At 74.3% G+C, this 25,181-nt stretch carries 10 protein-coding genes and 1 pseudogene; 3 read left to right on the plus strand and 8 right to left on the minus strand.

Going from position 1 to position 25,181, the window contains the following annotated elements:
• Positions 1–392 precede the first annotated feature (392 nt).
• The 3 genes from IF129_RS14725 to IF129_RS14735 all read left to right on the plus strand — a co-directional run bounded on the left by IF129_RS14725 (position 393) and on the right by IF129_RS14735 (position 2,023).
• Positions 393–1,235 (plus strand): helix-turn-helix domain-containing protein, encoded by an 843-nt coding sequence (locus IF129_RS14725; RefSeq protein WP_191210089.1) that lies wholly within the window; start codon positions 393–395, stop codon positions 1,233–1,235.
• Entirely contained in the window at positions 1,217–1,426 is a 210-nt protein-coding gene (locus tag IF129_RS14730) for a DUF397 domain-containing protein (RefSeq protein ID WP_191210090.1), read from the plus strand. The genes IF129_RS14725 and IF129_RS14730 overlap by 19 nt, the downstream gene beginning before the upstream one ends.
• 120 nt (positions 1,427–1,546) lie before the next feature.
• Complete coding sequence (locus IF129_RS14735) at positions 1,547–2,023, plus strand: hypothetical protein (protein ID WP_191210091.1); 477 nt, start codon at positions 1,547–1,549, stop codon at positions 2,021–2,023.
• Positions 2,024–2,149: 126 nt separating this feature from the next.
• Here the strand turns inward: IF129_RS14735 and IF129_RS14740 are convergent, their stop codons facing one another.
• The 8 genes and pseudogenes from IF129_RS14740 to IF129_RS14790 form a co-directional block, all read right to left on the minus strand.
• Positions 2,150–3,955 (minus strand): FAD-dependent monooxygenase, encoded by a 1,806-nt coding sequence (locus IF129_RS14740; protein WP_191210092.1) that lies wholly within the window; start codon positions 3,953–3,955, stop codon positions 2,150–2,152.
• Positions 3,952–4,725 carry a bifunctional 2-polyprenyl-6-hydroxyphenol methylase/3-demethylubiquinol 3-O-methyltransferase UbiG gene (ubiG, locus tag IF129_RS14745; RefSeq protein WP_191210093.1) on the minus strand — a complete coding sequence of 258 codons (774 nt, stop codon included), beginning with the start codon at positions 4,723–4,725 and terminating at the stop codon, positions 3,952–3,954. The genes IF129_RS14740 and ubiG overlap by 4 nt, the downstream gene beginning before the upstream one ends.
• 83 nt (positions 4,726–4,808) lie before the next feature.
• A complete protein-coding gene (gene asnB, locus IF129_RS14750; RefSeq protein ID WP_191210094.1) occupies positions 4,809–6,650 on the minus strand; it encodes an asparagine synthase (glutamine-hydrolyzing) in 1,842 nt (613 codons plus the stop codon).
• A 94-nt stretch (positions 6,651–6,744) separates the two neighbouring features.
• Entirely contained in the window at positions 6,745–7,245 is a 501-nt protein-coding gene (locus IF129_RS14755; protein ID WP_191210095.1) for an SRPBCC family protein, read from the minus strand.
• A 50-nt stretch (positions 7,246–7,295) separates the two neighbouring features.
• Positions 7,296–7,985, minus strand: coding sequence for a class I SAM-dependent methyltransferase (locus tag IF129_RS14760; protein WP_191210096.1), 690 nt, complete (start codon positions 7,983–7,985; stop codon positions 7,296–7,298).
• Positions 7,986–7,993: 8 nt separating this feature from the next.
• Positions 7,994–15,217: pseudogene (locus tag IF129_RS26400) on the minus strand (type I polyketide synthase); the annotation flags it as partial.
• An 84-nt stretch (positions 15,218–15,301) separates the two neighbouring features.
• A complete protein-coding gene (locus IF129_RS14785) occupies positions 15,302–21,133 on the minus strand; it encodes a type I polyketide synthase (RefSeq protein WP_381479870.1) in 5,832 nt (1,943 codons plus the stop codon).
• A 52-nt stretch (positions 21,134–21,185) separates the two neighbouring features.
• A partial coding sequence (locus tag IF129_RS14790) for an SDR family NAD(P)-dependent oxidoreductase (protein WP_191210097.1) occupies positions 21,186–25,181 on the minus strand: 3,996 nt, incomplete at its 5' end.

Genomic DNA, 25,181 nt, shown 5'->3' on the forward strand with positions numbered 1-25,181 from the left:
AGCGGCAGTGTGGAAGGGCCTTTGCGTCGCGAGATCGCCCGCGTACGGATGGGGCCTGTCAACAACGGTTGCGGGCACCGATGGCACGGCGTTGCCGCTCTCACGTACCTCATGTCAGCTGTGCTTGCTGGTGTTCAGGCGTCACCTTCGAGTTTCCTCTGAGCCGTCAGCGCGGCACTTCAGCTCGGTGTTGGTGACTCTTTCTGTGGATATCTGGGGGTTTGCCTGCGAAAGTCCGGTGGCGCGAACTACGGTTTGTAACAGGTTCATTACGAGCTTGGCCGCCAAGGGAGGGCTGGGACGAGGGCGGGCGGGATGGTTCCACGCCATTCCACGTCTGTTCCACACCTTCCACGGGCGGGACCAACGGCCAGCACGGAGGGGAACACCGCATGCCGCAACGTCGCGTCGTCACGGGTCGGAGCCAGGAGCCACGCCAGCGTTTCGCCGAGGAGCTGCGGAGACTGCGGTCGCAGAGGGGCATCACCCTGCGGCAGCTCGGAGAGCGGATGGGCTGGGACTGGTCGCTGTTCGGCAAGATGGAGAAGGGCGACACCATCGGCAGCCCCGAGGTCGCCGAGGCACTCGACGGCTTCTACGGCACCCCGGGTCTGCTCCTGGCCATGTGGGAGTTGGCCGCCGGCGACAAGTCCCAGTTCCGCGAACGCTACCGGCGGTACATGACGCTGGAGGCGGAAGCGGTGAGCCTGTGGCACTTCGCGGTGAGCGTCCTGCCGGGGCTGTTGCAGACGCCGGGGTACGCGCGGGACGTGCTGTCAGCCGGTGGCCTGAAGGGCCCTGACCTCGACCAGCAAGTCGAGGCCCGAATGGGTCGGCGCGGACTCTTGGAGGGCGAGGGCGCCCCGCCGTTTCGAACCATCCTGTCGGAGGCGGTCTTGCGCACGCCGTTGGAGGAGGCGGAGGCGTGGCGCGAACAGCTTGAGTACGTCGCCCAGGTCGCAGAGCGACCGAACGTGACGTTGCAGGTCCTGCCGCTGAAGGCAGGACTTCACGGACTGACCAACGCGACGGTGATGTTCCTGAGGCTCATGGATGCTCGTACCGTGGCCTACACCGAGCACGGCTACGGCGGTGACTTGATCGAGGCGAACGCGCCGGTTGAGCGCTTGCAGCGTGCATACGATGCAATGCGCGACTTGGCGTTGTCCCCGGTCGAGTCGCAGAAGTTCGTCCTGGCCATGTTGGAGGAAGCGGCGTGCGACCCATCGACCTGAGCATCATCACCTGGCGTAGGAGCAGTTACAGCAACCAGGACGGAGGCGAGTGCGTTGAGGTCTCCGACGACTTCGCCGCTGTCGTGCCGGTGCGGGACAGCAAGGCGCCGCATGGGCCCGTGCTCGCGTTCCCCGCGAGCGGCTGGACCTCCTTCCTGGGCGCGGTGAAGAGCGGGCAGTTCACGGCTTGAGCCCCCCGGTGCGTGCGACGGCTTCTGCGATTTGTTGATCGCAGGAGCCGTTGACGTGGGTGCGGACCACTTCTTCGCGGCGCGCGCCGCTGGCAGGAGCCGTGTCCGGAAGGAGACGCGATGGCGTCGTTGTCGCGGCGGCAGGTCGTGGAGATCCCTGTGGACTTCCACGGCTTCGCGCTTCAGGACTACGACGACATGGAGGTGCCCCTGCCGTATCCGGAGGGCCGGGAGGTCTCAGACGACCCTCCGTTCCTGACCGCGTTCGACATGCGGCTGGACTTCGCGAGCGCGGGGCACACCCATACGGCCGAGCTGGTAGCCGAGGTGTGGGATGCGGAGCCTCCGCAGGAGGAGGGGACGCCTTGGGAGGTGACAGCAGAGGCGCAGTTGGTGTCGGTCAGCGGGCGGCTTTCCGCCGAAGTGGTCGCCGGAAGCGTGCCGACCGCCGTCGAGCTCGGGGCTGGTGGCCTGTGTTGGCGCGTGCGGGCGCGTTCCGCCGGGCGGGCCGCCGTGGCGCGGCTGGCGGTCCGTGGCGTTCCGCGCGGGGTGGAGCGCTACCTCGTGCAGTTCTGGCCGACGTGCGTGGTGGGCTGAGTCTGCGCATGGCCATGCCCGCCCTGCGCGTGCGGCGGTTCCGGATGGAGCGCGGCACGCGCGACGGCCCGACGATCCGTCGGTCGTCGGGCCGTCGCCGTACGTCCCTGCGGGTGAGCGGTCGGGTCAGGGGTGGGACGGGGTGTGGAGGAGTTCGGTGAGGATCTTCGGGAGGTCCGGGGCCGAGGCGGAGGTCGGGGCGCGCCAGGCGACGTGGGTGTCGGGGCGGACGAGGACGCCGCCGTCGGCGTCGACCTCGCGCAGCCGCTCCCAGGTGCCGTAGGGGTCGCGCAGCCCGTCGGTGGTGCCGATGGAGAGCACGGTGACGTCCACGCCGGTCTCGCGGGCCGCCGCCCTCGCCGCGTCGTACCAGGCGTCGCCGCCCCGGCCGGTGAGCAGGGTGAAGCGACCGCCTCCGGTGACGTCCAGGGTGGAGCGCCGACGGCGGCCGTCCTCCAGCCAGGCGTGGGGGAGACGGGCGCCCGGCCAGGTGGTGGGTGTGTAGTACAGCTCCGGGTCGCGTTCGGCGGGGGGCTCGGGTGTGCCGTCGTCCATCCGTGCGCCCGTCCGGTAGCGGTAGCCGAGTTCGACGCCGTGCGCGTTGACCTGGTAGTCGATGCGCGCGGTGGCCTCGGCCAGGGCCGTGCGTCGGGCTGCGGCCGAGGGGGTGTCGTCGTCGAGGGAGCGCAGCAGCTCCCACTGCTCCTCCGCGCTCTGTCCCGCCGTGTAGCCGAGGGCGGCGGGGATGCCGAGGAAGTCGACCATGCTGCGGACGGCCCGGTCCACGACCTGCGCGGCGACGGGACGACGCTCGGCCTCGTAGCTCGCCAGCAGCTCGGGGCCGGCCCGCCCGGCGAGGACCAGCTGGAGCTTCCACGCCAGGTTGAAGGCGTCCGCGATGGCCGTGTTGAGGCCGAGGCCGTTCGTCGGCGGCATCTGGTGCACGGCGTCGCCCAGGCAGAACACCCGTCCGGCGGCGAAGCGTTCGGCGACCACCGCGTTGACCTGCCACGGCGACACGCACTTCACGCGGACGTCGATCGCGGGGTCGCCGATGCTCTGCCGGATGTGGGCGACGATCTCCTCGTGGTCGTCCGGGTCGAAGGGCGCGGCGCCCTCGGCGTCGAGGAAGCGCAGGTACATCCAGTCGTGCCACGGGCGGACGCTCACGAAGACCCGGCCGTCCTCGGGCGGCCGGCCGGGCACGCCCCCGACGTAGAGGATCGCCGGACGGTCCGCGCAGTGCCGGGAGAGGTCCGCCTCGAACCAGACCGACACCGCCCGGGCCAGGCCCTCGGTGCCCTCCAGCGCGATGCCGCAGCTCTCCCGCACCCGGCTGCGTCCGCCGTCGGCGCCGACGACGTACTGCGACCGTACGGTCCACTCCCGTCCCGTCCGCCGGTCCCGCAGGACCGAGGTGACGCCCTCCCCGTCCTGCTCCAGCCGCACGAACTCCTGGCCGCAGCGCAGCGACCCCACCCCGGCGCGTTCCACCTCCGCGACCATGAGCGGCTCCAGCAGGTGCTGGGCGAGGTTGCACATCCGGCTGGGGCTGGCGGCCAGGTAGTCCCCGGTCCGGTCCGGTCCGTTGCCGTAGGCGTGCAGGCGGCTGACCTCGGGGCCCGCGAAGGTGGACATGAAGACGTGGTTGGCGAACATCGGGCTCGGGGTCGCCTCGGCCAGCACCCGCTCCTCCAGGCCGAGGTCGCGCAGGATCTCCCCGGTGCGCTGGTTGAGGAGGTGGGCGCGGGGGGTGTGGGCGCTGCCGTGGTGGCGGTCCACCAGCAGGTGGCGCACCCCCTGCCGGGAGAGGGCGAGGGACGTCGTCAGCCCGGCCGGGCCCGCGCCGACGACGAGCACCGGGACGCGGACGTCGGGTGCGGGCGTCCCTGCGGGACCGGGGGCGGGGGCGCCCCGCGGGCGGTGGGTCATCGGCGCGCCTTCCGGGCCCAGCCGCCGTAGACGACCGAGGTGTCCCGGTGGACGCCCAGTTGGAAGCGGCGTCCCAGCTCCCCGTAGGTGATCTCGCCCTTGGCGCGGCTGCGCATCGCCCGCAGCAGCTCGCCCTTCGGGCGGTCGGAGGCGAAGCCGACCGTGTCCTGGTTCTCCAGGCCGTGCTTGCGGAAGAGGGCGTACAGCTCCTCGGGTTTGATGAAGCTGTTCCAGTCGTGCAGGTTCTTCGGCGCGAAGCGCGTCGCCTTCCAGTCCTGGGCCATCTTGATCATGGACAGTTTGGAGAGGAACGTCCGGTTGATCGTGTCGTAGAAGTAGTGGCCGCCGGGCTTGAGGACGCGGACCGCCTCCGCGACGGCCCGGTCGGTGCTCGTGACGTGCTCCAGCGTGTCGCAGCAGTACACGAGGTCGAACGAGGCGTCCTCGAAGGGCAGTTCCTCGGCGACGGCCTCCTGGTACGCGATGGCCAGGCCCTCCTGGGCGGCGTGCTCACGCGCCGACGCCAGGGAGGGGCCCGAGGGGTCCACGCCGGTGACGTGGGCGCCCAGGCGGCTGAAGCGCTCCGCGAGCAGCCCGCCGCCGCAGCCGATGTCGAGCACCCGCAGGCCCGCCGGGTCCAGGCGCAGACGGTCGGTGAGCACGCGGTGGAAGTAGTCGAAGCGGGCCGGAGTGAACGCCTCCAGCGTGGCGAACGGCTGGTCGTCGTCCCACCAGGGAAGTTCGTTGTAGACGTCGTTGTCGACTGCCATGGCTCGGCTGCTCCTCAGGAAGGGAAGGGAAAGGGGCGCGTGGGGGTGGGGGAGAGACGGGACGGCGGGGCGGCCGTCCGGGCTCAGGACAGCTTGATCGTCGGACGGTAGGTGTCGAGCCAGACGGCGAGGTCCAGGACGCGCTCGAACGCCTCGCGTTCGTCCGGCTCGACGGCGCCGGGCTCACCGGCCGCGGCCTTGGCCAGCGCGTCCCGGTCGAAGAAGTCCGCCGCGCCGTGGTCGTCGCTCAGCAGCTCGCCGACCTGGCGCTGCAACGCCGCGACGTAGCGCAGCTCCTGGGTGTGCGGGTAGAGCGCCTTGACGCGTTCCACCACCGACGTCGGGAGCGTGTCGCGCACGGCAGCGCGTAGGAGGCTCTTCTCCCGGCCGTCGAACGTCTTCATGGACCAGGGGGTGTTGAAGACGTACTCCGCGAGCCGGTGGTCACAGAACGGCACCCGCACCTCCAGCCCCACCGCCATGCTCATCCGGTCCTTCCGGTCCAGCAGCAGGCCCAGCAGGCTGGTCAGGTGGACGTAGGCGTGCTCGCGCATCCGACGTTCGCGCGCGTCCTCGCCGGGGAGGGCCGGCAGGTGCGCGACGCTGTCCGCCCAGCGCTGAGCCCAGTAGCCGGGCACGTCGAGGGTCTCCAGCAGCAGCGTGGGGTCGATGAGCTTGGTCGGGTGCGACTTGGGTCCCATGCCCGAGGCGGTGACCCAGGGGAACATCGGGACCTCGGTCACGGCCGGCAGGTGGAACCACGGGTAGCCGCCGAAGATCTCGTCGGACGACTCGCCGGAGAGCGCCACCGTCGAGTGCTCGCGGATCGCCCTGAACAGCAGGTACAGCGAGTTGTCCGCCTCGCCGAAGCCGAAGGGCAGGTCGCGCGCCCGGACCGTGGCCCGCCGCACCTCCGGGTCGGCCAGCTCCTGGTGGTCGATCCTGATGTCGGTGTGCAGGGTGCCCAGGTGCTCGACGACGGCGCGGGCGAACGGGGCGTCCTGCGAACCGCGCAGCTCGTCGGGGCGGAACGCCTCCGGCTGCTCGAAGTCGACGGTGAACGTCCGCGCCCGCTCCCCCTGCTCGGCCAACTGTCGGGAGGCCAGAGCCGTCAGGGCGCTGGAGTCCAGCCCACCGGAGAGCAGCACGCAGCGGGGGACGTCCGCGACGAGCTGACGGGCGACGCTGTCCTCCAGCAGCTCCCGCACGCGGCCGACCGTCGTCTCCGTGTCGTCGCGGTGCTCGGCCACCTCCAGCCGCCAGTAGACGCGCTCGCGCAGCCCGCCCCGGTCCAGCAGCAGCATGGTGCCGGGAGCGACCTCGCGCATGCCCGCCCACACCGCCCGGCCGGGCTCCTTGACGAAGCCGAACAGCTCGCGGAAGCCGTCGGCGTCGACGACGGCTTCCGCCTCCGGGTGGGCGAGGATCGCCTTGGCCTCCGACCCGAACAGGACGCCGTCCTCCGTCTCGTACACGAACAGCGGCTTGATGCCGAGCCGGTCGCGCAGGAGGAGGAGCCGGTCGACGCGGCCGTCCCAGATGCCGAGCGCGTACATGCCCTCCAGGTGGTCGGCCACCTCCTCGCCCCACTCCAGGTAGGCGCGCAGGACGACCTCGGTGTCGCTCGCGGTCCGGAACCGGTGACCGCGACGGACCAGCTCATCGCGCAGCTCACGGAAGTTGTAGGTCTCCCCGCTGTAGGTCAGGACGACCGGCCCGTCGGGCGTCTCGGCCGTCATGGGCTGGACGCCGCCCTCCAGGTCGATCACCGCCAGCCGACGGTGTCCCAGCGCGGCGGGGCCCGACACCCAGGCGCCCTCGGCGTCCGGGCCGCGGCACTCCATGGTCGCGGTCATCGCGTCGAGCGCGGGCCGCTGCTCCTCCAGGTTCCGCCGCAGGGCGATCCATCCGGTGATCCCACACATGTGCGTCTTCTTCCTTCGCTCGTCGGGGTGCTCGGGGCGGCGCGGACCGGCCCGGGACGTGCGCGGGCCGGTCGCGTCGCCGGGTCGGCGGCGGTCAGCGGCGGGTGGTGGCCAGGTGGGTGGCCAGCCCGTCGATGTGGGAGCGGCCGGTCGGCGCGAAGGCGAGCCGGTCCAGCGTCCCCTTGAAGAAGGAGTAGGGCGGGTTGAGGTCGGCCGCCCAGCGCCAGCTGAACCGCGAGCCGGTCTCCGTCGGCTCGACGACGTAGTCCTCCACCAGCCGGCGGAAGATGGGCCGCGTCGTCTCGACGGCGCAGAACGTCTTCCGGTGCCCCTCCTCCCAGCGGTAGAAGCGCTCCCGCAGCAGGAAGCCGCCGCCCAGCTCGATCTCGCGGGTGGTGCCGACGCCGAACGGACGCGGCGAGGTCCAGGTGAGCCGCTTCATCCCCTTGGTCCAGCTGGACACCTCGTCGCCGGTCAGCGCCGCCCAGGTCTCCTCGACCGAGTGGGGCACCTCGACGGAGCGGGCGTGGTGGAGGGAGGCCGTCGCGAACAGCGAGTCGTCGGCCTCCTCGATCGGGTACCAGCGTGTGGGCATGACGTTCCTTTCCGGGCGGTGCGGGGGACGGGGGCGGGGGAGGAGCGGTGTCACGCGGCCTTGCGCGCGCGGAACAGGGCCACGCTGCCGCGCGTGACGAGGTCGAAGTCCGTGAAGTTCTGTTTCAGTTGGGACGTCAGGTCCGCCAGGCTGTCCTGGTCGTTGTGGAAGACGCCCTTCGCGTTGAGCTTGTCCATCAGGCTGCGGCCCGCCCAGGTGACGGGGACGCCCGAGGACAGCACGGTGCTGCCGAAGACGGTGCCGCCGGGGCGGACGGCCGCCGCCGCGTGCTTGAGCGCCACCCCCTTGTCCCGCAGGCTGCCCGGCACGCAGTGCAGCAGGAAGCACAGCGCCGCCGAGTCGTGGCTCTCGTCCGGCACGGGCAGCGGCTCCAGCGCGTTGCCGACGACCTTCGTCGTCTCGAAGAAGCGCAGCCGGGAGGCGGCGAAGTCGAGCGTCGCCGGGTTCAGGTCGACGAGCGTGATCTTGGGGTTGGACACCGGGAACCGGGCGCGGGACGGCAGATAGCCGGTGCCGACGCCTATCTCCACGTGCTTCGCACCGACGCTGGTGTGGTAGAGGCGCTCGAAGTCGCGCGGCGAGCAGCGCCAGAACAGCGGGGCGCTGCCCCGGAAGACGAAGAAGTCGTAGAAGGCCAGCGCGCGCCGGTGGTAGGGGGCGTAGCCGTCCACGACGGCCTGGTCGTGGTCGAGCGGCGGTCGGCTGAGGTCGTCGGTCATGTCGGGGCTCACCCTCGGTCGGTGTCGGTGTCGGTGTCGGTGTCGGTGTCGGTGGTCGTGGTCGTGCTCGCCCGCCGGACCGCGTCGAGCGCCGTCGCGGCGTGTACGGACGTCATCGTGAAGTGGTCGCCGGGGACGTCCACGACGACGGGCCCCGGCTCGCCGGGCCAGGACGCGCGCCACCCCCGGGCCGGGAACCCCGGCAGGGGCTCGCTCGCGCGCACCAGCAGGGTGGGGCAGCCGGGTGCGCCCGGACGCCAGGAGGCGAACAGCCGCCCGTAGCCGGCCATCGCCGTGAGCACCGCGTCGTCGCGGCCGGGCTCCGCCGCCGGGACGCCGCCCTCGGCGTGCTCGGCGGACGGGCGCGCAAGGTGGTCCTGGATGCGGTCGAGCACCGGGCTGCCCGGCGCGTAGGTGTCCAGCAACGCCACCCCGGACGCGGTGACGCCCCCGGCCCGCAGCCGCTCAGCGACCGCGTGCGCGATCCACCCGCCCGCCGAATGCCCGAGCAGGACGAACGGCCGCCCGTCCGCGCACCGCTCGACGTCCCCCGCGTGCAGGCGCACCAGGGCCTCCACGTCCACGGGCAGCGGCTCCCCGGACGTGAAGCCGGGCGCGGGCAGCACCCACACGTCCCGCTCGCCGCGCGCCCCGGCCGCGAGCCGGGCGTACTGGTGCGCCCCGGACCGGCTCGCGAACGACGGGAAGCAGATCAGCACCGGTCCGCCCGGACCGCGCGCCAGCCGGACGGGCGCCGGACGCCGGACCGCCCCGGGGCGCGTCGCCGCCGTGGCGTCGAACGTCTCCCGGAACCGGGCGGCCTCCGCCAGCAGGGCGCCGAACTCGGCGGCCCGTCCGGTGCGACCGGCCTGCTCGGCCAGGGCCGTCAGCAGTCCCGGCCCGGCCGGAGGGCCCGCACCGTCCGCGTCGGCGGACGGCGTCCCGGGCGTGGGCGAGGCGGCGAGTGGCCCGCCGGGCTCGGCCGGCAGTCGGCCCGTCCCCACCAGGAGCCGGTGCAGCTCGGTGGCGAGCGCCTCGACGGTGGGGTGCTCGAAGACGGCCGTCACCGCCAGCGTGACCCCGGTGGCCGCCTCCAGCGACTCGCGCAACTCGGTCGCCGTGAGGGAGTCCAGTCCCAACTCGGGCAGGCCAAGGGCTGATTCGACCTCCGAGGTGTCGGCGTGACCCAGTACGGACGCCGCCTGGAGCGCCGCCAGCTCCCGCAGCACCTTCTCCCGGTCGGCCACCGTCAGCGGCGCGAGCCGGGCATGCAGGGCCACCGGCGTCCCCGGTTCCGCCGCGCCGCCCTCGGGCGCCCGGTGCCCCTCGTCCCCCTCCACCGGGGCGCCCAGGGTCCGCAGGTCCTGCGGACGGCCGGGTCCGCCCTCGGCCGTGAGCGCCGGGCCGCCGGCGGGTGCGGGCCAGAAGCGCCGACCCTGGAAGGCGTACGTCGGCAGCTCCACCTCCGCCCCGGCCGGGGTGGCGTCGCCCAGCAGCGCCGGCCAGTCCACGGGCACTCCGCGCACGTGCAGCGCGGCCACGGCCGCGACCGCGCTCTCCGCCTCCGGGCGGGCGCGCCGCAGCAGCGGGACCGCCTCGACGCGTCCGTCCGGCCGCCCCGCCGCCGCGTCCCGCACCAGCGCCGTCAGCACGCCCCCCGGGCCCGTCTCGACGACGGTCGTCACCCCGTCCGCCAGCATCCGGCGCACCCCGTCGTGGAAGCGGACCGGTTCCCGGACGTGCCGTACCCAGTAGTCCGGAGAGGTGACCTGTCCGGACTCCGCGAAGTCCCCGGTCACGTTGGACAGCAGCGGAATCCGGGGAGACCGCAGCGCCAGCCGTCCGACGACGTCTGCGAACGCGTCCAGGACGCCGTCCATCAGCGGTGAGTGGAAGCCGTGCGAGACCCGCAGCCGCCGGGTGCGCCGCCCCCGCGCGGCGAAGACCTCGGCGACCTCCTCGACCGCTTCCGCCTCACCCGAGACCACTGTCGAACGAGGGCCGTTGACGGCCGCGACGCCGATCCGGTCCGGCTCCGCGCGCTCCGTGAGCAGCGCCACCACCTCGTCCTCCGCCGCCTCCAGCGCCACCATCGCGCCGCGCGGCGACGACTGCATGAGACGTCCGCGCGCCGCGACCAGCCGACAGGCGTCCCGGACCGGCAGCACGCCCGCCACATACGCGGCCGTCAGCTCACCGATGGAGTGACCCCCCACCACGTCCGGACGGGCGCCCCACGACTCCAGCAGCCGGAACCCCGCCGCCCCGACCGCGAACAGCGCGGCCTGCGTGTAGGCGGTCTCGTCCAGCAGCGCCGACTCCGTCGTGCCCGCTTCGGCGAACATCACCGTGCGCAGGCCGGGCGTCCGGCCGTGCTCCGCGTCCGGGACGGCAGCGGCCAGCTCCGGGTCGAGCAGCGCGCACAACTCGTCCAGCGCCTCGGCGAAGACCGGATACCGGGCGTACAACTCCCGTCCCATGCCCGGGGCCTGGCTGCCCTGGCCGGGGAAGAGGAACCCGACCCGGCCGGGGGACGGGGTACCGCGCACCACGGCGGGGGTCGGCGTGCCGGAGGCGAGCGCCGTGAGCCCGGCCGCCAGCTCCGGCCCGTCCGCGCCGACGACCACCGCGCGGTGCGACAGCGCCGACCGGGTCAGGGCCAGCGCCCGCCCGACCGCCACCGGGCCCGGCGCCGGGTCCCGCCCGGCCAGGTGCGCGCGCAACCGGTCGGCCTGCGCCCGCAGCCCCGCCGCACTCCGCGCGGAGAGCGGCCAGGCCAGGACCGGCGGCACGGCACCGGCCGCAGCCGCGCCCTGATCCGTCGGAGCCCCGGGGGCCGTCGGCGGGACCTCGGGCGGCTGCTCCAGGATGACGTGGGCGTTGGTGCCGCTGATACCGAAGGCCGACACCCCGGCCCGGCGGGGCCGCCCGTCCCGCGGCCACGCCACGGCCTCGGTGAGCGGCGCGACGGCACCGGCCGACCAGTCCACGTGGGCGGTCGGCTCGTTCAGGTGCAGCGTGCGCGGCAGCACCCCGTGCTCCATCGCCTTCACCATCTTGATCACCCCCGCCACCCCGGCCGCCGCAGCCGTGTGCCCGATGTTCGACTTCACCGAGCCCAGCCACAAAGGCCGTTCGGCGGCGCGCCCCTGGCCGTAGGTGGCCAACAGGGCCTGCGCCTCGATCGGGTCACCCAGCGCAGTGCCCGTGCCGTGCGCCTCGACGGCGTCCACCTCGGCCGCCGACAGCCGCGCATTGGCCAGCGCCTGACGCAGAACACGCTGTTGGGAAGGGCCGTTGGGCGCGGAGAGGCCGTTGCTGGCGCCGTCCTGATTGGTCGCCGAGCCACGCACGACGGCCAGGACCCTGTGCCCGTTGCGGCGCGCGTCCGACAGCCGCTCCAGCAGCACCAGCCCGACGCCCTCACCCCAGGCCGTGCCGTCGGCCTCCGCCGAGAACGGCTTGCAACGGCCGTCGGGGGCCAGGCCGCGCTGCCGGCTGAAGCCCACGAACGCCTGAGGCGTCGCCAGCACCGTGACACCCCCCGCCACCGCCAGCTCGCTCTCCCCGGACCGCAGCGACTGCGCGGCCAGGTGCAGGGCGACCAGCGACGAGGAGCAGGCGGTGTCCACGGTCACCGCAGGCCCCTCCAGCCCGTACGTGTACGCGAGCCGACCCGACACCACACTCGCCGCGTTACCCGTCATGAGGTAGCCCTCCACCTCCTGCGACGGGCCGAGGAGCAGCGGGTAGTCCTGCCCACTGAGCCCCGCGAACACCCCGGTACGCGTGCCCCGCAGCGCGGCCGGATCGATGCCCGCGTGCTCGAACAGCTCCCAGGAGGTCTCCAACAGCAGTCGCTGCTGCGGGTCCATCGCCAGCGCCTCGCGCGGATTGATGCCGAAGAACGCCGCGTCGAACCGGTCCGCGTCGTCCAGGAAGCCACCCTCCCGCACATAGCTGTGCCCCGGACGCTCCGGATCCGGGTCGTAGAGCGCGTCGGTGTCCCAGCCCCGGTCCTCCGGGAAGGGGGCGATGGCGTCGGTGCCGTCCGCGACCAGCCGCCACAGCTCCTCGGGCCCCCGCACCCCGCCCGGATAGCGGCAGGCCATCGAGACGATCACAACGGGGTCCTCGTCCGTACCTCCGTCCGCGTGCCGCTCGGCCGTCGACGTGGTGGCGGTTGCGTCCTGTGCGTCGGTGAGCAGGCCGAGCAGGTGCCGTGCGAGGAGGGCGGGAGTCGGGCGGTCGAAGACGACGGAGGCCGGGAGCGGGGTACCGGTCGCGGAGACGAGACGACGACGCAACTCCAGAGCCGTCAGGGAGACGAAACCGGCCTCGTGGAACGGCCGGTCGGCGGCGACGGCTTCCTCCACGCCCAGCACGGCCGTGGCATGCCGCACGACGAGATCGGTGAGCAGCTTCTCCCGGCGCTCGGCCGGGAGCGCGTCAAGCTGCTCGCGCAGGAGCGCTCCGGCGGAGTCCTCACCGCTACCGTCCGCTGCGTCGTCCCCCGGGGATCGGAGAGCGGCCACCGGACCACTGCCGATCGTCTCCACCCAGTAACGCCTGCGTTGGAAGGGGTAGGTGGGGAGGTTGATGTGGGGGTTGGGGTGGCGGTTCGGGGGTGTGGTGGGGATGCCGTGGGTGGTGGTGTGGGCGGTGTTGGTGAGGAGTTGGTGCCAGGCGCTTTTGTTGCGGTGGAGGGTGCTGGTGATGAGGACGGGGTGGGGTTCGAGGGTGTCGTGGAGTGCGGGGGTGAGGATGGGGTGGGGGCTGATTTCGATGTAGGCGGTGTGGCCTTGGGTGTGGGCGTGTTGGGTGGCGTGGGTGAGGTGTACGGGTTGGCGGAGGTTGGTGTACCAGTAGTCGCCGGTGAGTTGGGTGGTGTCGTGGGTGGTGCCGGTGACGGTGGAGTAGAAGGGAATGGTGGAGGGCTTGGGTTCGATGCCGGTGAGTGTGTTGTTGAGGTGGGTTTTGAGGGTGTCGATGTGGTGGGTGTGTGAGGCGTAGTCGACGTCGATGCGTCGGGCGCGGATTTCCTTGTCTTCGCAGTGGGTGAGGAGTTGGTTCAGGGCCTCAGTGTCGCCGGCGATGACGGTGGTGTGGGGTCCGTTGTGGGCGGCGATGCTGAGTTGGTCGGCCCAGGGTGCGATGAGTTCCGTGGTGTGCTCGGGGCCTAGGGGTAGGGAGGCCATGCCTCCGGTGCCGCTGAGGGTGCGGAGGGCTTGGGAGCGCAGGGCGGCGATTTTGGCGCCGTCCTCCAGGGTGAGGGCCCCGCTGACGACGGCTGCGGCGATTTCGCCTTGGGAGTGGCCGATCACCGCCGCCGGTTCGACGCCCAACGACCGCCACAGGTCGGCCAGCGACACCATGACGGCGAACAGCACGGGCTGGATGACGTCCACCCGCGTGATCGGTTCGTCGCTGCGGAGCACTTCGGTCAGGGACCAGTCCACATGAGGATCGAGGGCTGCTTCGCAGGCGGCGATCGACTCCCGGAACACGGCGGAGGTGTTCAGGAGTTCGTGGGACATGCCGGTCCATTGGGAGCCTTGGCCGGGGAAGACGAAGACGGGCCCTTCGGCCTGTCCGCTGCCGGTGATCACCCCGGGGGCTTCCTCGCCCATGGCCAGGGCGTCCAGGCCGCGCAGCAACTCGTCGCGGTTGTTGCCGAGGATGACGGCGCGGTGGTCGAGGAAGGCGCGCTGGGTGGTCAGGGCGTGGGCCACTTCGCGCACGTCGTCGGTGGTCTCCCGCAGGTGGGCCGCCAGGCGTCCGGCCTGGGCCCGCACGGCGCGGGTGCTGCGTCCCGACAGCACCAGCGACACCACCGACGTCTCGGGCTCGGCCTCGTCGGTACCGGACTCTTCTTCCGGCGTCTCGGGGGCGGTGGCTTCTTCCAGGATGACGTGGGCGTTGGTGCCGCTCACGCCGAAGGAGGAGACGGCGGCCCGGCGCGGCCGGTCCTGGACGGTCGGCCAGTCGCGGCGCTCGGTGAGCAGTTCGACGGCGCCGGCCGACCAGTCCACGTGCGGCGTGGGCGCGTCGACGTGCAGTGTTCGCGGCAGGGTCGCGTGGCGCAGCGCCATGATCGTCTTGATGATGCCACCGACGCCGGCGGCGGCCTGGGCGTGACCGATGTTGGACTTCAACGAGCCCAGCCACAGCGGACGTTCGGCGGGACGGTCCTGTCCGTAGGTGGCCAGCAGCGCCTGGGCCTCGATGGGGTCGCCGAGGGCCGTGCCCGTGCCGTGCGCCTCGACGGCGTCGATGTCGGCGGCGGTCAGTCGGGCGTCGGCCAGGGCCTGACGGACGACACGGCGCTGCGCCGGGCCGTTGGGGGCGGTGAGTCCGTTGCTGGCGCCGTCCTGGTTGACGGCGGAACCCCGCACGACGGCCAGCACCCGGTGCCCGTTGCGGCGCGCGTCCGAGAGGCGCTCCAGCAGCAGGACGCCGACGCCCTCCCCCCAGCCGGTGCCGTCGGCCGCGGCCGCGAACGCCTTGCAGCGGCCGTCGGGGGAGAGTCCGCGCTGCCGGGCGAACTCGACGAACATGCCGGGCGCGGCCATGACGGCGGCCCCGCCCGCCAGCGCGAGCGTCGATTCGCCCCGCCGCAGGGACTGGACGGCCAGGTGCAGGGCCACGAGTGAGGACGAACAGGCCGTGTCCACCGTGACCGCCGGGCCCTCGAAGCCGAACGTGTAGGACAGGCGTCCCGAGATCACGCTCGCGGCGCCGCCGGAGAGCAGGTAGCCCTCCAGGTTCTCCGTGGCGCGCTGGACGAGACCGGCGTAGTCCTGCTGGCCGGTGCCCATGAAGACGCCGGTCCGGCTGCCGCGCTGCGTCGTCGGGTCGATGCCGGCGTGCTCGAAGGTCTCCCAGGTGGTCTCCAGCAGCAGCCGCTGCTGGGGGTCCATGGCCAGCGCCTCGCGCGGTCCGATGCCGAAGAACGCGGCGTCGAACAGGGCCGCGTCGTCGAGGAAGCAGCCCTCGCGGGCGTAGGTGCGGCCCGGCGCGTCCGGGTCCGGGTCGTACAGCTCCTCGATGTTCCAGCCGCGGTCGGCGGGGAAGGGGGCCGTGGTGTCCCGGCCCTCGGCCACCAGCTCCCAGAGGCCGTCGGCCGACTCGACGCCGCCCGGGTAGCGGCAGCCCATGCCGATGACGGCGATCGGTTCGCCCGTGACGGCCTCCGCCTCCTGCAACCGCCGCCGGGTCTCCTGGAGGTCGGCCGTCACCCGCTTGAGGAAGTACCGGAGCTTGTCCTCGGTCTCACTGCTCGCCACCGTGGTGCCGTCCTTTCTTGTTCCTGCCGGTCAGGAGATGCCGAGTTCCTTGGTGATGAAGTCGAAGACCTGCTCGTCGTCCGCCGAGTCGAGTTCGAGCTCTGCGGTGCCGCTTGCTTCCGGCCCGTCACCCGCCGTGGAACGGCCGCCGTCACTCCAGCGGGAGACGAGCGCGCGGAGCCGGTCGCCGACCCTGGCGTGGTCGGGATGGTCGGGGCCGATGCGGCCCAGGCTCTTCTCCAGCCGTTCCAGTTCGGCCAGGACCGGGTCGGCCGCCGGGACGTCCGTGCGGGGCAGGGTTTCGTCCAGGTGCCGGGCGAGGGCGGCGGCGGTGGGGTGGTCGAAGACGAGCGTCGCCGGCAGCCGCAGCCCGGTGACCCGGTTCAGCTCGTTCCGCAGCTCGACGGCCGTGAGGGAGTCGAAACCGAGGTCGTCGAAGGCGCGGTCGGGGGTGATGGCGGCGGTGCGGGTATGGCCGAGCGCGCGGGCCACCGCGCCGCGTACCAGCTCCAGCAGGAGCCTTCGGCGTGCCGCGTCGTCCACTCCGTCGAGCCGGTGGCGCAGTTCGGCGACGGCAGCCTGTTCCGGCGCGCCCGCCGACGTTCCGCCGGGTGCGGGCCCGGCCAGCGCCCGCAGCAGCGGCGGCGTGTCGGCGTCGGCCGTGCGGAGCGCCGCCAGGTCGAGCCGGACCGGGAGGAGGGCGGCCGGCGTAGGCGTGGGGCCGGTGCCGACGGCCACGAGGGCCGCGTCGAGGAGGGCCGCGCCTTCGTCGGTCGTCAGGGGCAGGACGCCGGAGCGGCGCATGCGTCGTCGGGTCGCCGCGTCCAGGTCCCCCGCCATGCCGCTCGTCTGCTCCCACGGTCCCCAGGCCAGCGAGACGGTCGGGAGGTCGCGTGCGGCACGGTGTCGGGCGAGGGCGTCGAGGAAGGCGTTGGCGGCGGCGTAGCCGCTCTGCCCGGCCCCGCCGAGCGTCGCCGTGGCGGAGGAGAAGAGGACGAACGGGACGGGTCGGGTTCCCCGGGTCAGTTCGTGGAGGTGCCAGGCGGCGTCGACCTTCGGGCGGAGGACGGCGGTCACCCGCTCCGGCGTCGAACCGTCCAGGGTGCCGTCGTGCAGGACCCCGGCCGTGTGCACCACGGCGATCAGGGGGTGGTCCGCCGGTATCCGCTCCAGTTCGGCCGCGAGGGCGGCGCGGTCGGCGGTGTCGCAGGCCGCGATCCGTACCTCAGCGCCGAGCGCGGTGAGCTCGGACGTCAACTCCGCCGCGCTCGCGGCCTTTTCGCCCGTGCGACTGAGCAGCAGCAGCCTGCGGACGCCGTGCCGGGCGACCAGACGCCGGGCGGCCAGCGCGCCGAGCGCCCCCGTGCCGCCGGTGACCAGGACCGTGCCGTCGGTGTCCGCGAGGGCCGGGGCGGCGGCGTCGGACAGCCGGGCCCGCGTCAGCCGGGGGGCGAGCAACGCGCCGTCGCGCAGGGCGTACTGAAACTCCTCCGCGGCGTCGGGGGCGTCGGTCGTCCGACGGGTCGCGAGCAGGCCCGCCGTCGCGTGGGCGCCCGCCGCAGACGCGTCGTCGGTGTCGAGCAGTACGAAACGGCCGGGGTGCTCCGCCTGAGCCGCCCGGACCAACCCCCACACGGCTGCCTGGCGCAGACCGGCGACCTCGTCCTCGGCAGTGGCCGCCACCGCGTCGCGGGTGACCACCACCAGCCGGGCCTTCGCGAACGCCTCCTCCCGCGCCCAGGTCGCGAGGGCCGCGCGCACCGCGTGGACGGCGGCGTGCGCGGCCTCGTGCACCGGCCGTTCGGTGTTCCCGGGCACGTCGAGGAGGACGGCGTCGGGCACCGCGCGTCCGGCGGCCAGGGCGACCGCCAGGTCCGCGAGGCCGGCGAACCGCTCCACGCCGGCGTCCTCCTCGGCGACGTCTCCGGGCGGGCCCACCGCGACCAGATCGGGCCCGGCTCCGGCGGCGGGCGCCGCCGGTGGGGGTGTGAGCGGGGCCCACTCCACGCGGAAGAGGTGGTCGACGGACCGGCCCCGGGCCGCCGCGCGCAGCTGCCCGACCGAGACCGGGCGGGCCCGCAGCGCCGCCACCGAGGCCACGGGCGCGCCGTGTTCGTCGCTCACCGCGAGCCTCATCGCCCCGGCGCCGGCCGGGGTGAGCCGTATCCGCACGGTCGTGGCGCCGGTGCGGTGCAGCCGGACGCCGCTCCAGGCGAACGGCAGCAGGACCTCGTCCGTGGTGTTGCCGACCAGGCCCGCGTGGAGCGCGGCGTCCAACAGCGCCGGGTGCACGCCGTACCGGGCGGCGTCCGCGTCGAAGGGCTCGGGCAGGACGGCCTCCCCGAACACCTCCTCGCCCGCCCGCCACACCGCGCGCAGCCCCTGGAAGGAGGGGCCGTAGGCGAAGCCGTCACGGGCCGCGTCCGCGTAGAAGTCGTCCAGCTCGACGGGAACGGCGCCCGGCGGCGGCCAGGTCCCGCCCGTCCCGGCGTCCTCCGGCGGCTCGTCCCCGGCGTCGGTCGTCGTCAGCAGACCGCTCGCGTGCCGCGTCCAGGGCTGCCGCTCCTCATGGTCGCCCTCCGGGAGATGCGGCCGCGAGTGCACCTCGATCGGTCGGCGGCCCTCCGCGTCGGCGGGGCCCACGGTCAGGCGCAGGTGCACCGACTCCTCGCCGGTGAGGATCAGCGGACTCTCCTGGGTCAGTTCGCCCACCGTGTCGCAGCCCGCCAGCCGGGCCGCGTGCAGGGCCAGGTCCAGGTACGCCGTGCCGGGGACGACCGTCGTCCCGAGGATGACGTGGTCCGCCAGCCAGCCCTGCGTACGCACCGACAACCGGCCGGTGAGGACGGGGCCCGCGCCGTCGGTGGGCGGGAGCAGCGCGCCGAGCAGCGGATGATCCGCCCGGACGAGGCCGAGATCGCCCGGCTCGGCCGCGACGGCGGCCGGGGCCGTGGGCCAGAACCGTTCACCCCGGAAGGCGTAGGTCGGCAGCGGGACGGGCCTCGGCGCGGGGGCCTCGGCGTCCTCGGCCAGGCGGGAAGCCCAGTCGACCGGGACCCCGCGCACGTGCGCCTCGCCCAGCGCGGTGAGGAGCGTGTGCTCCTCCGGACGCCCCCGCCGCAGCAGCGGCACCGCCAGCACCTCGGGTCCGGTGGCCGTCGCCGGGCGCGCTTCGTCCCCGGCCTCCTCGGTCCCGGCCGCCTCCCGGACGGCCGCCGAGAGGACGCCGTCGGGTCCGAGCTCCAGGAACAGCCGCACTCCCCGGTCCAGCAGCGTGCGGATCCCGGCGTGGAAGCGCACGGGCTCCCGCGCGTGCCGTACCCAGTGGTCCACCGAGCGGATCTCGGGCCCCGTGACCGGACGCCCGGTGAGCGTCGAGACGAGGGGGAGGACGGGCTCGCGCAGGGTGAGCGTCTCCAGTACGGCGCGGAAGTCCGCCAACATGCCGTCCATGTGCGGCGAGTGGAAGGCGTGGCTCACCGAGAGCTCCTTGACCCGCCTGCCCCGGTCGCGCAGTTCCCCGGCCACCTCGCGCACCGCGTCCGCGTCGCCGGAGACGACGACGGCCCGCGGGCCGTTGACGGCGGCCAGGCTCACCCGGCCGGGCCGTCCCTCCAGCAGCTCCACGACCTCGGCCTCCCCGGCCTCGACGGCCGCCATGAGGCCACCGGTGGGCAGCTCCTGCATCAACGTGCCCCGGGCCGCGACCGCCGCGACGGCGTCCGCCTCGCTGAAGACCCCCGCCACCTGCGCGGCGGCCAGCTCGCCCACCGAATGGCCGATCAGGTGGCCGGGGCGCACCCCCCAGGACTCGACGAGCCGGAACAGACTCACCTCGACCGCGAACAACGCGGCCTGCGTCCACGCGGTGCGGTCCAGCAGCTCCGCCCGCCGCGAGCCGGGCTCCGCGAACACCACGTCGCGCAGGCCCAGTCGCGCCCGCTCCTCGAACAGGGCGCAGAGCCGGTCGAAGCAGTCGGCGAAGACGGGATAGCGCGCGTACAACTCCGCGCCCATGCGCAGGCGTTGCGCCCCCTGACCGGTGAAGAGGAAAGCCGGGGCGGTGCTGTGCGCCACCGTTCCCACGACCGGCCGGACCGGGGCCTGCGACGCGGTACCGCGCAGCGCCGCCAGCCCGGCGAGCAGCTCCTCGCGGCCCGAACCGAGCAGCACGGCACGCCGGGCGAGGTGCGCCCGGCGCGTGGCCAGCGCGTGGGCGATGTCCTGGGGGCCGGCCGCCGAGGAGGCGACCGCCTCGTACAGGCGGTCCGCCTGGGCCCGCAGCGCGTCCGCGTCGGCCGCCGAGACCAGCCAGGGCACCAGCGCGCCGCCCTCCCCGGGGCTCGGCGCGGCAGCCCTCGTTCCGGCGGCGGCTCCCCGCGCGCCCGCCTCCGTCGCCGGACCGTCACCCCCGGGGGACGTCGCCGGCTCCTCGATGATGACGTGCGCGTTCGTCCCGCTGATGCCGAAGGAGGAGACGGCCGCCCGGCGCGGCCGGTCCCCGGCCGGCCACTCCCGTGCGCGGGTGAGCAGTTCGACGGCCCCGGCCGACCAGTCCACGTGCGGCGTGGGCTCGTCCACGTGCAGGGTGCGCGGCAGCACGCCGTGCTCCAGGGCCAGCACCGTCTTGATCACCCCGGCCACCCCGGCGGCCAGCTGGGTGTGCCCGATGTTGGACTTCACCGACCCCAGCCACAACGGGCTGTTGGCCGGGCGGTCCTGCCCGTAGGTGGCCAGCAGCGCCTGCGCTTCGATCGGGTCGCCCAACCGGGTGCCCGTCCCGTGCGCCTCGACCGCGTCCACCTCGGCGGCCGAGAGCCGGGCGTCCGCCAGCGCCGCCCGGATCACCCGCTGCTGGGCCGGACCGCTGGGCGCGGTGAGCCCGTTGCTCGCCCCGTCCTGGTTGACGGCGGAGCCGCGCACCACGGCCAGCACCCGGCGCCCGTGCCGCCGCGCGTCCGAGAGCCGCTCCACCAGCAGCACGCCCACGCCCTCGCCCCAGGCCGTGCCGTCCGCGCCGCCCGCGAACGCCTTGCAGCGGCCGTCCGGCGCCAGGCCGCGCTGGCGGCTGAACTCCACGAACATGTGCGGACGGGCCATCACGGCCGCGCCGCCGACGAGGGCCAACTCGCACTCCCCGCCCCGCAGCGCCTGGGCCGCCAGGTGCAGGGCCACCAGCGAGGACGAACAGGCCGTGTCCACCGTCAGCGCCGGGCCCTCCAGCCCGAGGGTGTAGGCGGGGCGCCCGGACGCGACGCTCACGGTGGTGCCGGTCAGCACGTGGCCCTCGGCCCCCGTCGACTCCGCCAGCGCGCCGTCGCCGTACCCGAGCGGGGCCACTCCGACGAACACACCCGTGCGGCTGCCCCGCAGCGCGGTCGGCGCGATGCCCGCCCGTTCCACCGCCTCCCAGGACGTCTCCAGCAGCAGCCGCTGCTGCGGATCCATGGCCAGCGCCTCGCGCGGGCTGATCCCGAAGAACGCCGCGTCGAAGCGGTCGGCGTCGCGCAGGAACGCGCCGTGCCGCACGTGGCTGCGGCCCGGCCGGTCCGGGTCCGGGTCGTACAGCGACTCCACGTCCCAGCCGCGGTCGGCCGGGAACGGCGTGACGGCGTCCCGACCCTCGGCCAGCAGCTCCCAGAACTCCTCCGGGGAGGTGACGCCGCCGGGGAAGCGGCACGCCATGCCGACGATGGCGATCGGCTCGTGCCGGGCCTCGACCAGGACCTCGTTCTCCTGACGCAGGCGCTTGTTCTCGCGCAGCGAGTGACGCAGCGCCTCCGTCATCCGGTCGCTGCGGTCGCTGCGCTCACCGGGGGTGCTCCGGCCCGGCGCTTCGGGGGCCCGTCCGTGCTGTCCCACAGGGGTTCGCTCTCCACTCATGGTCGTCTCCGTGGCCCTTTCCGTACGGCGGTCAGCGGCCGTCGGCGCCGAGCGCCAGATCGATGAGGTCGTCGGCGTCCAGCGCGTCCAACGGGTCGTCGTCCGGCCCGTCGGGATCGTCGTGGTGCCCCTCGCCCGCCGCGCCCTCCGGTGCCCCGCCGGGCTCCGCCAGCGCCAGCAGCGGGGCGAGCAGCCCGGCGGCCCGCAGCCGCTGCGGCGACACCGTCGCCAGCAGCCGTCGCACCTCCTCGTCGGCGGGTCCGCCCGCGCCGCCCGGTGCGTCGGCCGGTGCTGCGGCCGGTGCTGCGCCGGGCGGTGCGGGAGCCAGCTCCCGCAGCAGGTGTTCGGCCAGGGCCTGGGGCGTCGGGTGGTCGAACACCACGGTCGCGGGGAGCCGCAGCCCCGTCGCGGAGCCCAGCCGGTTGCGCAGCTCCACCGCCGTCAACGAGTCCAGCCCCAGCTGCTTGAACGCCTGCTGCGGACCGACCACCGAGATGTCGGCGTGCCCCAGCACCAGGGCGACGTGGTCGCGCACGAGGTCGAGCAGCATCCCCTCACGTTCCGCGCCCGGCAGGGCCGAAAGCCGCCGCACCAGCGCGGCGCCCGCCGACTCCCCGCCCCCGCCGTGGGCCGCCGCGACGCCGCGCCGGACCGGTTGGCGTCCCACCAGCCCCTCCAGCAGCGGCGGAAGCTGCTCCGCACGCCGGAGCGCCCCGACGTCGAGGGGCAGCGCCACCGACCGGGCCCGGCCGCCGGGCAGCGCGGCGTCGAACAGCGCCAACCCCTCCGCGTCCGCCAGGGTGCCCATACCGGACCGGCGCAGCCGCGCCAGGTCGGCCGCGCCCAGATGGCCCGTCATCCCGCTCGCCCGCTCCCACAGCCCCCAGGCGATGGACACCCCGGCCAGCCCCTGGGCCCGTCGGTGCTCCGCCAGCGCGTCCAGAAAGGCGTTGGCCGCCGCGTAGTTGCCCTGCGCCGGGCCGCCCAGCAGCGCCGCCGACGAGGAGAACAGGACGAAGGCGGCCAGATCGGCGTCCCGCGTCAGCTCGTGCAGATGCCACGCCGCGTCCACCTTCGGACGCAGGACGCGCTCCAGCCGCTCGGGCGTCAGCGAGCCGAGCAGGGCGTCGTCGAGCACACCCGCCGCGTGGACGACACCGGTGAGCGGGTGCTCCGCCGGGATGTCCGCCAACACCGCCGCGAGGGACTCGCGGTCGGCGCTGTCACATGCCACGAGGGCCACCTCGGCCCCCGCCGCGACCAGGGCGTCGCGCAGCTCCCCGGCGCCCTCGGCCTCCGCGCCCCGGCGGCCGAGCAGCAGCAGCCGCCGCACACCGTGCCGTTCCACCAGATGCCGCGCCACCATTCCACCCAGCACCCCGGTACCGCCGGTGATCAACACCGTCCCGTCCGGGTCCAGCTCGGCCGGCGGCATCGTCAGCACGATCTTGCCGACGTGCCGGGCCAGGCTCATGTACCGGAAGGCGTCCGGGCCCCGCCGCACGTCCCAGGCCGACGTCGGCAGGGGCCGCAGCGTCCCGGCGGCGAACAGCGCCATCAGCTCGCCCGTCATCCGACCGATCCGCTCGTGGCCCGCGTCGATCAGGTCGAACCAGTGGTAGGTGACCCCGGGATGCTCGGCCGCCACCCGCCCGGCGTCCCGGACATCGGTCTTCCCCATCTCCACGAAGCGCCCGCCGTCCCGCAGCAGCCGCAGCGAGGCGTCCACGAACGACCCGGCCAGCGAGTTCAGCACGACGTCCACCCCGCGCCCCGCGGTGGCCTCGCGGATCCGCTCCTCGAAGTCCAGCGACCGGGACGAGGCGATCCGCTCCTCGGGCACCCCGAGCTCCCGCAGCGTCCCCCACTTGGCGGGGCTCGCCGTCGCGTAGACCTCGGCGCCCAGGTGCCGCGCCAACTGGAGCGCCGCCAGCCCCACGCCCCCGGTGGCCGCGTGGATCAGCACCGACTCGCCGGGGCGCAGCTTGGCCAACTCCGCCAGCCCCCAGTACGCGGTGAGGAAGGCGATCGGCACGGAGGCGCCCTCCGCGTAGGTCCAGCCCTGCGGCAGCGGCACCAGCAGCCGTGCGTCCACCACCGCGACCGGGCCGAACGACCTCGGCACCATGCCCATCACCCGGTCGCCCGGGGCCAGGCCCCGCACCCCGGGCCCGACCTCCAGCACGATCCCCGCCGCCTCGCCCCCCATCACGTCCTGGTCCACCATGCCCAGACCGAGCAGCACGTCCCGGAAGTTCACCCCGGCGGCCCGGACCGCGACCCGCACCCGACCCGCCGGAAGCTCGCCCACCGCCTCGGGACACGGCACCAGGGCCACGTTCGCCAGCGTGCCCTTGCCGGTGGTGTCCAGCCGCCAGGCCGTCCCGTCCACCGGCGGGCGCAGCAGCTCCTCCGTCGCCGCCCGGACGAGCCGGGGGACCAGCATCGTGCCGTCACGCAGCGCCAGTTGCGGCTCCGAGGAGGCCAGGGCGCGGGGGAGCGCCACGCGGGACGAATCCCGCGCGTCGAGGTCGATCAGGGTGAACCGGCCCGGGTGCTCGGACTGCGCCGACCGCAGCAGCCCCCACAGCGCCGAGCACACCACGTCCGACGGCGCCTCACCCGGACCGGCCGCGACGGCGCCACGGGTCAGGAGCACCAGCCGCCCGGTGAAGCGTGCGTCGGCCGACCACTCCCGCACGATGTCGAGGACGCGGCGCACCTCCGCCCGCACCGCACCCGGCACGTCGGCCGCAGCGTCGTCCCCGGCTTCGGCAGGGGTGCCCTGGGGCCGGCAGGACACGATCAGCGTCTCGTCACCACCCACCGACTCCAGCGTGCTGCGGACGGGGAAGCCGAGACGCTCATCGTCCGAGCCGAGGACGACCAACCCGTGCGCCGCGTCGTCCGGCACGGGCCGTTCGAGCCAGTCGAGGTGCAACAGGGCATCCGGCACCTCGGAAGCGCTCGCCGCCACCTGATCCCGACCGACCGGGCGGGCCAGCAACGAGCCGACCTCCACCACCGGCGCCCCGGACTCGTCGGCGGCGGTGAGCACCACCGCGTCCGGGCCGCGCGGAGCGATGCGCACCCGCAGGGTCTGCGCCCCGGCGGCATGCAGCCGCACATCAGTCCAGGCGAACGGCAGCCGCACCGTCCGGGCCGCGCCCGACCCGTCGTCCCCGTCCCCGCACGGTTCGGGACCATCGGCGAGCGAGGCGTGCAGGGCCGCGTCGAGCAGCGCCGGATGGAGACCGAACCCGGACGCCTCCGTGCGCTGCTCGGGCGCCAGCGCCACCTCGGCGAACCGCTCGTCGCCGCGCCGCCACAGCGCCCGCAACCCCCGGAACGCGGAACCGTAGCCGAGCCCCAGCTCGGCCGCCCGCTCGTAGAGGCCGCTCACGTCCACCGCTTCAGCCCCTACGGGCGGCCACTGCGCCAGGTCCCAGTCCGGCCGGACCTCGTCGGAGGCGACGAAACCGGTGGCGTGGCACGTCCACGCGGCCTCGTCCACCGCGACGCGGTCGGGCCGGGCGTGCACGGCGAGCGTGCGCCGTCCCGACTCGTCCGGCGCGCCCACGGTCACCTGGAGCCGCATGGCGTCCTTCTCCGGCAGGACGAGCGGCGCGTGCAGCGTCAGCTCCTCGACCACGGCACAGCCGACCCGGTCCGCCGCACACACCGCCACCTCCACGAGCGCGGCGCCCGGCACGATCACCGTGTCCCACACCGCGTGATCGGCCAGCCACGGCTGCGTGCTGCGGGACAGACGGCCCGTCAGCACCAGGCCGTCGCCCTCCGCGAGCGGCACGGCCGCGCCCAGCAGCGGATGCCCGGCGGCATCCAGCCCGACGGCCGCCACTTCGCCGGCCGCCCGCGTCCCCGTGAGCCAGTAGCTCTGGTGTTGGAAGGGGTAGGTGGGGAGGTTGATGTGGTGGTTGGGTTGGGTGGTGGGGTGGTTGTGGTGGGTGGGGATGCCGTGGGTGGTGGTGTGGGCGGTGTTGGTGAGGAGTTGGTGCCAGGCGCC

The sequence above is a fragment of the Streptomyces chumphonensis genome, from assembly GCF_014779715.1.
In the GTDB taxonomy this organism is placed as follows: domain Bacteria; phylum Actinomycetota; class Actinomycetes; order Streptomycetales; family Streptomycetaceae; genus Streptomyces; species Streptomyces chumphonensis.

Coding starts and splice junctions, on each gene's coding strand:
- IF129_RS14760 (WP_191210096.1), bottom strand. CDS start 7,985: ATGACCGACGACCTCAGCCGACCGCCGCTCGACCACGACCAGGCCGTC.
- IF129_RS14725 (WP_191210089.1), top strand. CDS start 393: ATGCCGCAACGTCGCGTCGTCACGGGTCGGAGCCAGGAGCCACGCCAG.
- IF129_RS14735 (WP_191210091.1), top strand. CDS start 1,547: ATGGCGTCGTTGTCGCGGCGGCAGGTCGTGGAGATCCCTGTGGACTTC.
- IF129_RS14755 (WP_191210095.1), bottom strand. CDS start 7,245: ATGCCCACACGCTGGTACCCGATCGAGGAGGCCGACGACTCGCTGTTC.
- ubiG (WP_191210093.1), bottom strand. CDS start 4,725: ATGGCAGTCGACAACGACGTCTACAACGAACTTCCCTGGTGGGACGAC.
- IF129_RS14740 (WP_191210092.1), bottom strand. CDS start 3,955: ATGACCCACCGCCCGCGGGGCGCCCCCGCCCCCGGTCCCGCAGGGACG.
- asnB (WP_191210094.1), bottom strand. CDS start 6,650: ATGTGTGGGATCACCGGATGGATCGCCCTGCGGCGGAACCTGGAGGAG.